This window comes from Hirschia litorea (assembly GCF_042665075.1).
Lineage (GTDB): Bacteria > Pseudomonadota > Alphaproteobacteria > Caulobacterales > Hyphomonadaceae > Hirschia > Hirschia litorea.
Map to the genome: position 1 here is coordinate 49,465 of NZ_JBHTBR010000007.1, position 14,690 is coordinate 64,154.

At 42.6% G+C, this 14,690-nt stretch carries 7 protein-coding genes and 2 pseudogenes; 5 read left to right on the forward strand and 4 right to left on the reverse strand.

Features of this window, described 5'->3' with window-relative positions:
- Positions 1 to 146: 146 nt before the first annotated feature.
- Positions 147 to 4,043: a TonB-dependent receptor gene (locus ACFQS8_RS14625; RefSeq protein WP_382168717.1), complete on the forward strand. Its 3,897-nt coding sequence runs from the start codon at positions 147 to 149 to the stop codon at positions 4,041 to 4,043.
- A 168-nt stretch (positions 4,044 to 4,211) separates the two neighbouring features.
- On the opposite strand, the gene ACFQS8_RS14630 is transcribed toward ACFQS8_RS14625, so the two are convergent.
- A complete protein-coding gene (locus tag ACFQS8_RS14630; protein WP_382168719.1) occupies positions 4,212 to 4,997 on the reverse strand; it encodes an IclR family transcriptional regulator in 786 nt (261 codons plus the stop codon).
- Positions 4,998 to 5,263: 266 nt separating this feature from the next.
- Here ACFQS8_RS14630 and ACFQS8_RS14635 point away from each other — a divergent pair, with 266 nt between their 5' ends.
- Positions 5,264 to 6,196: a 2-dehydro-3-deoxygalactonokinase gene (locus tag ACFQS8_RS14635; protein WP_382168721.1), complete on the forward strand. Its 933-nt coding sequence runs from the start codon at positions 5,264 to 5,266 to the stop codon at positions 6,194 to 6,196.
- 186 nt (positions 6,197 to 6,382) lie between these two features.
- Here the strand turns inward: ACFQS8_RS14635 and ACFQS8_RS14640 are convergent, their stop codons facing one another.
- Positions 6,383 to 7,963 carry a tetratricopeptide repeat-containing sulfotransferase family protein gene (locus ACFQS8_RS14640; protein WP_382168723.1) on the reverse strand — a complete coding sequence of 527 codons (1,581 nt, stop codon included), beginning with the start codon at positions 7,961 to 7,963 and terminating at the stop codon, positions 6,383 to 6,385.
- 263 nt (positions 7,964 to 8,226) lie between these two features.
- Between ACFQS8_RS14640 and ACFQS8_RS14645 the strand changes: the two genes are divergently transcribed.
- Both ACFQS8_RS14645 and ACFQS8_RS14650 read left to right on the forward strand, forming a co-directional pair.
- A complete protein-coding gene (locus ACFQS8_RS14645) occupies positions 8,227 to 10,686 on the forward strand; it encodes a TonB-dependent receptor (protein WP_382168725.1) in 2,460 nt (819 codons plus the stop codon).
- Between the two features lie 562 nt (positions 10,687 to 11,248).
- Positions 11,249 to 12,076, forward strand: coding sequence for a hypothetical protein (locus tag ACFQS8_RS14650; protein ID WP_382168727.1), 828 nt, complete (start codon positions 11,249 to 11,251; stop codon positions 12,074 to 12,076).
- Between the two features lie 133 nt (positions 12,077 to 12,209).
- Here ACFQS8_RS14650 and ACFQS8_RS14655 read toward each other — a convergent pair.
- Positions 12,210 to 12,599 (reverse strand): annotated as a pseudogene (locus ACFQS8_RS14655) (DDE-type integrase/transposase/recombinase); the annotation flags it as partial.
- Between the two features lie 291 nt (positions 12,600 to 12,890).
- On the opposite strand from ACFQS8_RS14655, the gene ACFQS8_RS14660 reads away from it, so the two are divergent.
- Positions 12,891 to 14,339, forward strand: a complete 1,449-nt coding sequence (locus tag ACFQS8_RS14660; protein WP_382168729.1) for a PQQ-dependent sugar dehydrogenase — start codon at positions 12,891 to 12,893, stop codon at positions 14,337 to 14,339.
- Positions 14,340 to 14,427: 88 nt separating this feature from the next.
- On the opposite strand, the pseudogene ACFQS8_RS14665 reads toward ACFQS8_RS14660, so the two are convergent.
- Positions 14,428 to 14,607, reverse strand: a pseudogene (locus ACFQS8_RS14665) (IS6 family transposase); the annotation flags it as partial.
- Positions 14,608 to 14,690: the final 83 nt, after the last annotated feature.

Sequence of the window (14,690 nt, forward strand, 5' to 3'; positions counted from 1 at the left end):
TAAGGTCGAGTTCGAGCTTGGTACTGCAGCATTGTTACGATGTTCTACTGCTGAATTAAGTACATGAAAATAAAAAATAAAACCGTATTTTATGCTTCATTCCATAGGGGTGGTTTGAAGCTAAAGCATGGTTAGGGGAGAATAAAATGAAATATTTACATAAGAATAAGTTGCTGTCTGCTGCGTCATTAATAGCAATATATGCGTTGACTGCTCCAGTAGTGGCTGCGCAGGACGCTCAAAGCGTTGAAAATGATGATGGTGGTGAAAAAGTTCTGGATACCATAGTCGTTAGAGGGATTGCGGGCAGTGTTTCGCAGTCTGTTTTAGACAAGAGAAACGCTTCTAAAATCGTAGACACCATCAATGCTGAAGACATCGGTAAATCTACAGACCAGAATATTGCTGAAGCATTAAATCGTGTTTCTGGTGTAAGTATGTCATCCGTTGACGGTGAAGGGGCTTTGATCTCGATACGTGGTGCTAGCCCAGATCAAACCGTCGTGACTTTGAATGGTGCCGCTTTGGGGACTACCGAGTTTGGGCAAGCTGTAGACTTGTCTAGCTATTCAGCAGACGTGTTGTCTAAAGTCGAGATTATCAAAACTCCAGCCGCAGATGATGAAGAGGGGTCTCTCGGTGGTTTGGTTAATCTGCAGACCCGCAAACCACTGGAAATCGATGAGGACGTTAGAAGTTTTTCTGTCCAAGGTCGATATAATGACTTGGCTGATGAGACGAATTATAAACTTTCAGGCGTCGTTTCTGAGAAGTTTTTCAATGACAAATTGGGTGTAATTGTTTCTGTAGTTGATGAGACAAACTCAATTAGACGTGATCAGATCCGCAATGATGATTTCCGTGCGCATAATACATGGGGGGCGACTGATCAAAATGGCAACTTCATTACAAACAGCTTTAATTTGGCAGACTATGATTTAACAATGCCTGGAGCTGGCGCTACTCAAGAAGAGATAGCGGATTACAATTCTAGAATTGCAGCAGTAGGTAACCCTTATGACACTGCGATATGGGGTATTGCACCAACGCGTTCGCAATACAGCATTTTTAACGGGAAGCGCGATAGGCAAGCCCTTGATATTGGTACGCAATGGCAAATTACGGAGAAAACCGATTTAACGGTAAATGTGAGTTATGCATCGCAAACCATAGATAATGTTACGGATGAAGTTGGTATTCGTACGCCCCAGTCAAATACTAATATGAACTTTAGGGCTGTTCTCGATGAAAATGGAAATGTGCCTATGCGGCAAGTTTACGTTGAGAATGATGACGGCGATTTGGTACCAAGTTTGGATGACGATAATAATCCAATTATGGCACCAATATTTGCACACCCTTTGAGCGCTCCAGGGAATGTCTTTGGTATTGCGCCAACTTTTTCTGATCCGCAAGCTGATTGGTATGCTATTGATACGGATACTCGCACTTATACAAAAATTTTAAATCGTTTCCAGTCGGCAGATCTAAACTCCTCCATTGCTCGTTTTGAAAATGAAAGCAAAACTATTTCTGCTGAATTGAATCACGAGTTTACAGATAATTTGCGTGTAAAATTGGGGGCTAGTCTCCAGTCTGTTGAACGAATCCCAGACCAGCAAATCTGGATGAGTGTGCAGTCTCGAGAGAACCCTGATTATCTTAGATTCGCAGCCGGCCCAGTTGGGGCACCTGGAGGTATAGAGCCTGTCGGTACGGACTGTAGTTCAGGGCTTTGTCAGCCAATTGTTGGTACAAGTTTTATTGACCGCGGTCGGTATATCAATGAACCAACTCCGGAGGAAATCGCAGAAGCTGCGGCTGAGGGTTATGTTGGCGTAATTGGCAATTCTGTAACGAACAGAGGTAGTGATAATAGGTCATTGACTGGATACAATCCAGATGATGCTTTCGCGCAGTCAATTAACAGCCTATCTCAAACAGTTACGGCTGTTAAAGACGAGCAAACGACTGCCTTCATTGATTTAGACTATGATCTTAATAAATTCGGGCTAACTACTCTTGAGCTCGGAGGGAAGTATACAAAAAGAGAGAAGTTTACCGACGCACAAACAGGCAGTGTGACAAATACCAAAGTTGGTGTTTCCGTTGTCGACCCTGAGACGGGGCGGGAGGTGCTTGTAGGAAACAATTTAGATCAGACACCTATTTCCGGCTTTTCAAGAAGAGTTGGTGGTGATGGATTGTGGGCAAGTCTAGGTCTAAATCGCAATGCGTTGACAGATGACTTCGTTAGCTTTGACGCTGAATCTGTTTTCAATCTTGTCGCTGCCGATCCTAACTTAGCGATTGATATTGATGACTCAGCTACTCGCGGTGCTGATTTTGAGAATATAGCGCTGTACGCTAAACAAAACTTCTCATTTTATGACGATCGTGTGAGCGGTAATATTGGTGTCCGGTATGTTAAAACCGAAGTTGAGACGACAGGTGCGGGTGGTCTACGGGCGTTCAATGAAAGTTTTGGACGTAACCAACGTGTGCTTGATTTAGGGGTCTTAAGAAGCCTATCAGATTCATCAAAACCAGAGTGTGCGGCATCCCCCATTTATGAAGGCGCTCAACTTAATACGTTTGACCAATATAGGTATTCTCGTATTGATGGGTTGGGAGTTGATACAAAGGGTACAGTTTCTTTCCTAGACGATACTAGGATTGACAATTTGGTTCCGGAGGGCGGATGTTTTGAGCCGCTTCTTGCTAATGCTGAAACGTTTTTGGCGGCAGGTGATGAAGGGCGTAATGCTCTCCTTCGTTGGAATAATGCATTTTTCACAAATAACTATTTTTGGACATTTGATGATGACCCATCCAACGGAGCTGGTTTTGTTGTAACCGACCCAGGCGGCCCTGCTGAAGCGCTAACCAGCATTAACAACACTATCCATACAGTACCTACTGCAGGTTCGCATGAGTATGATGTGTTTTTGCCAAGCATGAATATAAATTGGGCGGTGACCGATGATGTTATTCTGCGTTTTGCTGCATCAAAGTCTATGACACGTCCGAACATTGATAGTTTGAGGCCGGGTTTTCAGGTAAATGAAAATGGTTGGGGGAGTCCGGCAACTAAGTTTAGCACAGTAAACTTGTTCAATACTCAACTAGATCCATTGGAATCTATCAACATTGATACATCTGTTGAGTGGTATTTTGCGAAAGATGCATTGCTATCTCTTGGGTTGTTCTACAAAGATATTACGAACTTAGAAGAAACCGAAGAACAAGTTGTCTATCTATCAGACATAAAAGGTGCAATTCAGAATGGTGAGGCGGTAGATGGGAATGGCTTAATTCTATCTGCTGATGAACTAACGCACGACAATTGTTTTGCTCACATCACTGGGAGTTGGCAAGTCAGCAGGGATCCGCAGGATGTTGCAAATGCTATTTTCGGTAGTCCAGAGCAACACTGTGCAAGGTTTAATGCGAGTCAGGTCCGCAATGCTGCGGGTGCCGAAATATTGGGAATGGAACTACAATATACTCAAAATTACTCTTTCCTACCCGGCATTTGGTCGGGGCTAGGTGTTTCAGCGAACTACACCTATCAAGACAGTTCATTTGATGCGGAAGAGTCTAATTTGGTGCAAGGAGAAGTTCTTCCAAGCTTCCAGATTATTCGCACGCCTGAGCATTCTTACAATGTCACAGCCTATTGGCAGGATGGCGGGCATCAAGTGCGCTTAGCGTATGGTGGTGCGTCTGACGTTCTTTTGAACCGTGCATATGATAATGGTGCGCTCTGGGAGGAGGGACGCGAGACTCTGGATTTCTCAGCTTCATATGAATTGAGTGAAAATTTCTCGCTCACATTTGATGCGTCGAATATTTTGGAGCAGCCTTTGCGTCAGTATTGGACGAGTCGTCAATTGGAACTTCCTACCGATGCTTTGGGAACAACTGACTTTGTAGCATTTGATGAAGGAAATGCTTTGGATGGTGAAGCTCCGAAGCACCGCACGGCGCTACTCTATAATACAGGTAGAATTTTCAGATTGGGCTTAAGAGCTCAATTTTAGCTCTCCAAAGTAATTCTCACACTTCCCAGTGTAGAGAGCTTATCTCAAACTTTAGCTACGGGAGTTATCTCTCGTAGCTATTTTTTTGGGTGGGTATTTTTAGCGATAGAGCGTATTGAGTGAATTAAAAGGGCTCTATTGGTTTCAGTTATAACATGAAATTTTGTACTAAATAGCTTCGCGGTCTTTTATTATATCGAATTTTAATTGTGCAGATGACGTTTTATCGTTGATGCTGGTTTTGGCTTTTTCAAGTGCAGAGAGTAGCTGTGCATTGTTTTCTTCAGGTATCCAGCCAGATAGTGCAATAGCTGAATGCGTTGGTTGTCCTACATTTATAGCTAAAGTGTGTTGGTTTTGATCCGGTTTAACAAGATATCTAGTGTACCCATTGGATCGGATTTTGTTGAGTTCTTCCAATAGCTGATTTACCCCGTTTGGGAAATTTGGAATGTCTTTCCCATTATATATTTGAGAGACTTCGGCATCATCTAAATCAGCCAGAAGAGATAAGCCAATTCCACCGCGTGTTGCTGGGAAGATGCCGACACGCCCTAATGCTTCAGAGGAAGCTATACCGGGAGGGGCGTGATAGATGTAACTGACAACATCTTTCCACAAGACACCCATTGCAACAACTAGATTATAACTTCGTAATTCTTCAAGAGCGGGAACTGCGCGACGCACAAGCCCTGAAGCAAATAACCCTTGCGCTGCCAAAACGTGCATACCTGAACCGGATGTGTATTTCCGATCAGATGTCTGTCGAGCTATTCCTAAATATGCCAGTGTTTTGAGTAGCCGATTGACACGGGTAGGTTCAAATCCCAAGCGTCTTGAAAGTTCTCGTCCTCCCACTGGGCGATCAGAAGTTGCTAAAGCTTGAAGTGTTGTTATCCCATCAATTAGACTTTGATTGGGTTGAGCGTTCTTTTTTTTTGTCGGCGTTTTCATATGTGTGGACGATCAAGCTTTTAAGTTATCAGAGCCATCATTTAAACTGTGTTCTGTTGAAGTGGCAAGCTGCTAGAAAAAGTGAATTTTGGTGGAATATCACTCTATTACTGTCGCGTAATTGAGTAATGTATACATTAGTTGTCGTTGCTATATAAGCACCATTTGGTGAGAGAGATTGATTCGTCTCGAACGTCAGATGGTCCGCATTGGCGTCTCTAATATCTCGTCTCCGTTATAAGAAATTTACAAGTGAAAGATTGCAAATGACTTCAAAGACATTTGTTGCTGCCAATTGGGCGAGCAATTATTTTCGTGCGTTTCTGGTGAATGAAGATGCAGCTGTTATTGACCAGCTAAGCCACGATAGAGGGATTATTGGTCTTACCCGCGCTGATATGGAAGACGTGATAGTGCATGCAAACAAGACCCTAAAACCAACAGCCGGTTTTTATTTGGCAGGCATGGTTGGATCAGACATGGGGTGGGAGAAAGTTCCATATTGTGAGTGTCCATCCACGATCGATAAATTGGCGAGCAACTCTCTTTCAGCTTCGATAGGAAATGTTGATGTTTCCATACTTCCTGGGCTTTGTGTGACAAACAGTTCCCACGGACCAGATGTGATGCGCGGCGAAGAGGTTGAGTTATTTGGAGCATTAAATCTGCTTGATGGTTTGAATGAGGGGACTAAATTTATTGTTCTTGCTGGTCGGCATTCAAAGTGGGTGAAACTGGAAAATGGTAAAATTGTTGATTTCTTAACATCCATGTCTGGTGAATTATTTGACAGCTTGAGAGATAAAGGTCTGCTTTCGGCACTGATGAAAAATCAACCTCAATTGGATGATGCTTTTTGGGGTGGTTTGTTGTCGACTAAAAAACGACCGGTCGGATTAGGTCGAGAGTTGTTCGGTGTGCGTGCAAAAGTAATGACGGGTGCTCTGGATAAAGAAAAAACATCTTCATACGCGCATGGTCTTTTTCTTGGGGCAGAAATTATAGATGCCGTCCAACAATTTCCTGAGCTTAATAATCAGACATTTATCCCAGTCATTGGTAAGCAGGAATATACCGAAGCATATCTGCATGCTATGAGCGGATTTTCGTTGAAAGGCCGTGCAGTTGATGTTGTTGCGGCTACTGTTAACGGGTTTAGCCTCTATCATTCTACTTTTGTTTCCCTGCCAGCTCCTTGAGGGTGCGGCTTTGTGGCGATTACGTGGGCTTCCCCTAGTCCACGTAAGATTGAATGGCGGCGGTTGAATTGATGATCGTGGGGGAGTTTTGTAAGTATCGGAAAGTGGTGGTTTCCTGCTACCAATTTAGGAGGCTTTGGATAAGTTTGGAATTGGCGGTTTAATCTGAGAATGCCTTATTAGCTGCTAATCTAATTGGATGCCGGCTTCCTTTAAAATGCGCAGTGCGGGTTCTAATTCCGCTTCGTATTTTTTCCATCGCGCGAGAGCTGATTTGTAAATTGGTTGCCTCACTTGCGCAGAACTTGCTGTTGCAACTGGGGCAGAGTTTTTGTGAAATGATGCACAAGCATCTTGCCATTCCAAATCACAAAAATTGACTAACTTTCGCGCGGCTTTAGTCGTGTCAGCGACGATATCTTCATAATAAACTTCTGTGTATTTTTCTGAAGGTAGATTTGAGGTGTATTGCGCCATTAGCTTGTCAAACTGGACACAGTATTTTGCGGTATCTTCCAAATTTAAGCTGTAATTATAATAAGAAAAAGACGTCGCAAATAGTTGTTTGTAATTGCTCAAGACACTGTCGGCTAAGTGTCGTCGCACACAAATAATTTTGGCATTGGGGATGGCTTGCAAAATCAGCGGTGCGCAGAAAAAATTCAAAGGCATTTTATCAAGAATTCTTCGCGCATTTGGGACGATTTTGGAAGCGCTTTGCAGGTATTGTTGGCCAACTTGGCCGAGGTCTAGTCTTTGGGAAGCTAACAAAGTTTCTTCATCAAGAATGTATGGAGATAACGTGCCGGACGCCTTTTTTAGTTTTAAAGCAAAGTCAGTTAGTTCGCCTGCAGATTCAACGTCTGTATGGCTACTTAATATGCGATCAACAAGTGTCGTGCCGGAACGGGGGAGGCCAATTACGAAAATTGGCGCAGCCTCAGAGGTATTGCATTTCGAATAAGAAAAATGAAGTGTTTTTTGCGCTGCTTGGAAAAGTGGAATGTCGTTTTGAATGTCGTAAGCTTGCGCCTCAAATTTTAGCTTTTTAGCTTTTTCCAGCCAATGCATTTGATCTTGGACTTGGCCTAAATCTTCATAAGTTTTAGCTATTGCATGTCCTATATTCAGTCTTTCATCTGGTCTTTTTAAATTATCGAATTGCGTTTTTAGCTCGGAAAGATAGTTTTTTTCCTTAGTTTGTTTGGTCAAGGAAACCAGTGACGACCAGGCTTTGTGTGAGGTTGGGTCTATTTCGATAGCGCGTGTATAAGACAGCTCAGCTTCCTTCATATCTCCGACAAATTGTTGAGCTGCTCCCAAATTATACCAATATGCTGCATTTTTCGGGCTTAAGTCCGTTGCTTGTTTATAGTGTTGAATGGCTTCGGAATGGTATCCGGATCGGCTTAATACGACGCCAATAGTATCTAGAGTCTGTGCTGAGTTATCGGGACAGTTTGCTGCTGCACGTGCAGCATTAACCGCAAGATCGCGTTGATGTTGGTTGGTGAGTAATCTACCATGCCAAGCATGATATCTACCTGTCTTACCTTGGCTAAGCGCAATTGCTTTTTCTACTAATTCGAGTGATTTGTCTAAATTTCCGTGATCGAAGGTAAGTATACTTAACAGGTAAAACGGTGCGTGTGCGTTGGGGGATAGCTTGAGTACCTCGATGCAATTTGCATGAGCTGCTTTATAATTTCGCACAGATAATAGTCGCTCTGCCTCAATTATTAGCATGTTGGTTTTTTGTTCAACCATAATAGCATATTTCCTGTTTACGAAACACCGTACATCATCATCCAATACGTAAAGATTGAACGATCAAAGTGATACAAAATGATGTATTGCATCTAAATAACGCCCGTTTTGATGCATATAAGTACATTAAATTAGACACTATGATGCCTCTATGTCACGCAATTGAGTTTGATCCTTGAGCCGAGATAAAAACTAATAAGGTCTGCTAGTGCTTTAAATCATCAAAGAGTGCAATGGCAAAAATCACGAAAAAAGGTAGCATAATGTCTAAAAGAAAAATGTTTCTAAAGTCGTCTAGCGCGTTTGCATTGCTTGCTAGTGGATTAGTTCTTAGTCAGCCAGCTGGGGCACAAGAAACTGCTGCTGAAGACGGTCAATTGGTTTCAGATACAATTATTGTAACAGCTACGCGTCGTAACGAAACGGTTCAGGATGTTCCTTTGAATATTGCAGCTCTAGGTGCAGCTCAAATCGAGGAGCAGGGCTTAGCCGAGCTGTCTGATGTGTTGGCATACGTACCGGGTATTAACATTGTTGACCGTGGTGGGCGACAAGGTAACCCGATCATTGTACGTGGATTGAATGCAGACCCGATTGGTTCTGGAGATGGTAACAATGATGGTGGCGGAACGGTTGCAACCTATCTTGGAGAGATCCCTCTTTTTGTTGATTTGAAACTAAATGACTTGCAGCGTGTTGAGGTTCTATTGGGGCCTCAAGGAACTTTGTATGGTGCAGGAACGCTTGGTGGAGCAATTCGTTATATTCCAAATCGCCCTGACTTTGACGACGAATTTCTATCAGTACGCGCAGATGCGTATCAGTATTCTGAAGCAGATTCACTGAGCCATGATGTTGGCTTTACTTTTAATATGCCGATCGCAAGCAATTTCGCTGTGAGAGGATCTTTTGATGTTTCAAACGATTCTGGGTATATGGATGCGCCATTTATTGTGCAGACTATTGGGGTGTCAAACCCAGATCCTGATTTCTCAGATCCAGCTGACGTTGCCGCTAACCTAAATCCACAAACGGATGTGAACAGTGAAGAGACTATTTCTGGTCGTCTCGCGGCGCGTTGGCAGCCCGTTGAATGGCTAGATGCCAATCTGACTTATTACTACCAAGAAGCTGATATTGGCGGTCGTAATACATCCGCTGCACGTTCTACTGTTATTCCGGCGGGCAAATATGATGTTGCCTCCCGTGTTGAAGAGCCAAACACAATTACAAACGAGTTGATTGCCCTTGAGGTAACCGCAGATCTTGGATTTGCAGAACTTACATCCGCGACAGGTAGATCAAAGTTCGCTGATGATGGTCAGCGCGATCAAACAAACCTCCTGATTTCTCTCGAATACAGCTACGAAACATTCCCGACATTCACAGCCTTTACGCACGAAGTTGGTGAAACAGATACATTCAACCAAGAAATCCGTTTGGTCTCTCAAACAGATGGTCCACTTAACTGGATTGTTGGTGGTTTCTACAATAAGCAAGATGCTTCTGCACTCTCTGCTGAATTCACGCCAGGGTATGCTCAGTTTGCTGGGTTTGATCGTCCAGATAACCTTGAGTACTTCTCTCAAAGTCGCGTTGAGCTAGTTGAGTCAGCTTTCTTCGGTGAGATTGGGTACGACCTGACGGATCGTTTGAGTGTGACTGTTGGTGGTCGCTATTATGACTATGAATTGAAGTCATTCAGCGCGGTCGATTTCCCTCTCTTTGATCCAGATTTTGTGGCTCCATCAATTGATCAAATCGGAAACGCTGCGACTGAATTAAGCCAAGCTGACGATGGTTTCTTGTACAAATTTAACATTTCATATGACATCAATGATGACATCATGATTTATGGTACAGTCTCTGAAGGTTACCGCATTGGTGATTCAAACGGTATTGGACAATGTGATGTGTACGATCCTGAAGCTAGCCAAGGTGCTTGTGCGTTAGCACCAGGGCAGCAATTTGGGCCTAATCCGGATGACGTTGCTTTATTTGATGAGCGTGAATATGGACCAGACCAAACAACAAATTACGAAATAGGGATGAAGTCTGAGTGGCTAGATGGGGACTTAACTCTCAATGGAGCTCTATATTTTGTAGAATGGACTGACCCACAGCTATCTTCTGCGACAGTGAATGCAAATATTCCAATTACTATTAATGCTGAAGGTGCGGAATCATTAGGAACTGAACTTTCAGGTGACTGGCGCGTCACGGATGCTTTCCGGATACGCGGTAGCTATAGTTACACGCAGTCTGAATTAACTTCTGATGTGCCGTCTCTCATCCGCACAATCACACCCCCAGGGTTTGGCAGTGCTTTTGAAGATGGTAAAGCAGGTGACCGTTTACCTGGATCTCCTGAGCATCAATTCTCAGTCTTCGGGTCCTATGGTGTGGAGCTTTCAGGCGGACGCGAGTTAGCATTCAACTTAGGTTATGCATGGCAGAGTGATGTATTGACGCGTACGGGGGCACGCGGCAGCAGTCTTACGCTCGATAGCTTTGGTGTTGCGAATGCATCTGCCGTTTATGATGCTGGTCCGTGGACGGCAACTTTGTATGTAAACAACTTATTGGATGAGTATGTTGAGACAGGTGCAGTATCGACTAGCTTATCTAACCAAATTGTACTTGGCTCCAGTGTCAGAAGCTTTGGTACTCACATCGCTCCGCCGCGCGCGATCGGTATTCGTTTCAAATGGGATATTGGATAAAAGCCGTACAAATTAATCTGATTGAAGAGGGCTCCTATGCGGGGCCCTCTTTTTTTGGGGGGGGCTAGAATTAACTGACTTCTCTTAAACGGAATTAGCGCCAACATTCATGACTAGACACATCTGCATTTCTCAATGAAAGCGCAAAACTACAGAGTAAGCTTTAGGAACTCAGGCTAAGTTTCACAGTATCGGAAGATGGATGTTTTCATGTTTCCGGTTTAGCGAAAACTGGCTAAGTTGGAAATGAGGCGTTTAATCTGACAATGCCACACTAACTATTAATCTAAGCGAATTGGTAAGAGATGCTCATCAGTTTGGACAAAATATAAACGCCAATAGTCTTCAATCTGCATTGGAAAATATACGTAACAATATAGATAATTTTAGCGGTGACGTTCAAAACAAACACGAAGAGGGAGTTTTTAATTTCATAGACAGCGTAAACAATTCCATTTCCCGAGGTTACAATTCGGGTAGTGTAAGTGATTCAGCAAATGGCCGAACACATCTGCAATAACAAATAATATACAGTAACTTATGCTTAAAAAGGAAGTGTTCAATGAGACCCGCAGCATATTTAGTAATTTGTATTGCTTTCTTTTTAAGTGGCGCTTGTGGAGTAGCGGACAAATCAACTCAAGACAGCCAACTGGAAAATCAATTTAACTGCGGTACGCAATTTATAAAAGAGACCTCCACAATAAGACATTGTGGATTGATTGATTATAAATTGTTACAATACTTAAAGAATGAAAAAGATACTAGAACTCTTCTATTAACCTCTGAAGGGGGACAAATTTTAGATGCAATAAGTTTGTCAAAGTACTTAGATGAATATAAAATAAGATTGATAATTGAAGGATATTGTCTTTCTGCATGTGCAACTTTTCTCGTTGCAGGAACTGACTTAGTAACAATACAATCAAATTCCATTCTGGGGTTTCATCATTCAACTACTAGTTTAGCGATGAGAGGCACTCAAAATGGCCTTCTAAATGAAGGCCAATTAAAACGAATACATGAAGAATTTGTACAGCCGGAAATATCCTTTTTCGAAGAAAATAATATTAGTACTGCTTGGCTATTCGAACCAGACCTAAGGACTAAACCTAGTTGCGTGAAACGAAATTTACGGTTCTCAGATGAGGTTCCTATTATTGATTATAGAGCTCGACATCGTTTTTGGGTACCTTCTATTCCCACCCTTAAAAAACTCAATCCAACGCTTATATTAGAGGGGAATGCACAAACTCATGACGCAGTTCAAACAATAGCTAACACACATCTCCTTCTAAAGGGGCAAGCATTATTATATGGCAATCCAGAAAACTTGGAATTCAATCCAGACGACATAAATTTGTTATCTCAACTGCCATTTTGCAGTTAATAACTAGGTATTCAAGTGAACTAGAACTGTAAAACGCATCAAATAACGACTATTTTTATCAGCGAAATGATCCAGAACTTAGTCCTTCCAAGGGTGGTGTCAGACAAAAGCTAACTGGTCTCTAATTGGCGGGTTAGGGTGTTTTTTGGCCAGTGAAAAGCTGTCGCCATTCGTTCAGAACGACGTCACGGTTTCGTTTAAAATTGTATCTTGAGTAGAGGTGTCGCTCCAGATTGAAGGGATTGTGAATTGCCGATTGAATGGCTGCGAATTTTTGCAAACTCTTGGTTTGCCGGAAATTATTCATGATCTTTTCTCGTCGTCGAAAAGGTTGATGAGAGTTTTTACATCTGTTGTTTAGCTATCGTCCCGTGACTTGTTTATCAGAGATTCCAATTTCTTTCATGGCTGCTCCATAAGAACGCAATTGGTCTGTCACTATATGTTTCGGAGGTCCATGTCGCTTCATTGCTTTGCGTAAAAACTTCAATGCTGCTCGTTTGTTACGGCGTTTGGTAACGAAAACTGGCTAAGTTGGAAATGAACAGTTTAATCTGACAATACCCGTTTGAAAATTAGAGATTTACGAACGCAAGCGGATCCTATGGTACGATTATCTTCTGAAATTTCCCATCTAATGTGATCATTCATGAATGAAGGTAGAGGATAATACTCTTTCGTTTGTTCAATAATGGTGGGAGAATAGATCAAATAGAGTAGTTTGGCTCTGCTTCGTCTTTATGTGATTAGGAGGCGGACTATACTTTTGCTTGTGCTTTTCTGGCGTTTGATTTTTTCCAAAAAGGGATTTTCAATGAGAAACAAAGCATGTTCAATTACAGCTCTGTCGGTAATACTTTTGTCGACGCCATTTTTTTGTTTGCCTGCAAGTGCTCAAGCTGCAAGTGGTGAAGGGGTTGCGAAACAAATTTATCAAGACAATTGCGCAGCTTGCCATGGTCAGACTCTAGAAGGCGGAATTGGTCCATCACTTATTGATGAAGTTTGGACGAATGGCCAAACAGATGCAGAAATCATGAAATCGATTTCTAGCGGGTACCCTGAAAAAGAAATGCCAGGATTTTCTGAAATTCTGTCTGAGGATACCATACGATCTTTGGTGATTTATATTGCTGAAGAAAAAGCTCTCGCAAAAAACAGAGCTGATACGAAGATTAAGTTTTCTCCTGATCGTATTTATAAATCTCAATACCAAGATTTTAAGTTAGAACTAATCTATAGCTCCAAAGAAGAAATTTGGGGAATAGAGTTTTTACCTGATGGTTCATTTTTCGCGACTGACCGCAAAGGCCCATTGCTACATATTTCTGAAGATGGAAAAGTCACGAAAATCAAGAAAACTCCGAACGTTTGGCATAAAATTCAGGGCGGGATGATGGATGTCAAATTACACCCAGACTTTGAAAAGAATGGCTGGGTTTATATTGCATATTCCGCCCCCCGTCAGAGTGATGATTCCTTCGGCATGACACGCATAGCCCGAGGGCGTATTAAAAATGGATGTTGGGAAGATGAAGAGATTATTTTCCAGTCAAAGACTGAACATGAAACGAATAAAGAATATCACTTTGGCTCACGTATAGAGTTTTGGGATGGATATTTGTTTTTCTCCGTTGGTGACAGGGGGGAGCCAGAAAATGCTCAAGATTTATCTTGGCCAAGCGGTAAGATTCATAGGTTGCACTATGATGGACGTATTCCAAAAGATAACCCATTTATCGACGTAGAAAATGCTTACCCGTCTATCTTTTCCTATGGGCATAGAAATCCTCAAGGTCTCACCGTTGGCGGTCCTGATGGCGCGCTCTATATTTCTGAACATGGTCCAAGAGGTGGGGACGAAATTAATCGCCCTGAGAAGGGTAAAAATTATGGTTGGCCGATTATTACGCACGGTATGAATTATGATGGTACGCTCATGACACCATTCACGGAGAAAGAGGGAATGGAGCAACCTATGAAATACTGGGTGCCGTCCATTGCAACAGCCGGAATTACCTCGGTGCAAAGTGAAACCTTTCCCGAGTGGGAGGCAGATATACTGGTTTCTGGGCTACAATCTCAGGAGTTACATCGGGTTCGTTTTATTAATGGTGAAGCCGTTGAGGATGAAGTTCTCATCAAGGGAATAGGTCGTGTTCGTGATGTCACGCAAAGTAAAGGCGGTGATATTTTTGTTGTTATGAATGATGACACTTTTGGTCCAAGCTCTGTCTATCGGATGTTACCCATAAGTGAATAAATTTATTGTTCAAACTCTATTCAAGTAATGATCGGGTGGTGTCAGACAAAAGCTAACTGGTCTCAGATACTCGGCTTTCGACGTTTCTTTAGCCGACAAAAAGTTGCCGCCACTCATTCAGGGCGACGTCACGATTTCGTTTGAAATTTAGTCTTGCGTATAGATGTCTCTCTAGATTGAAGTGGTTGCGAATTGACGATTGAATGGCAGCGAATTTCTGTAAGCTCTTGGTCTGCCGGAACTTATTCATTATCTTTTCTCGTCGTCGGAACGGCTAGTGAGAATTCTCACATCGGTTGTTCAACCAACGTCCTGTCACTTGTCTATCAGCATTTCCAATGTCCTTCATTG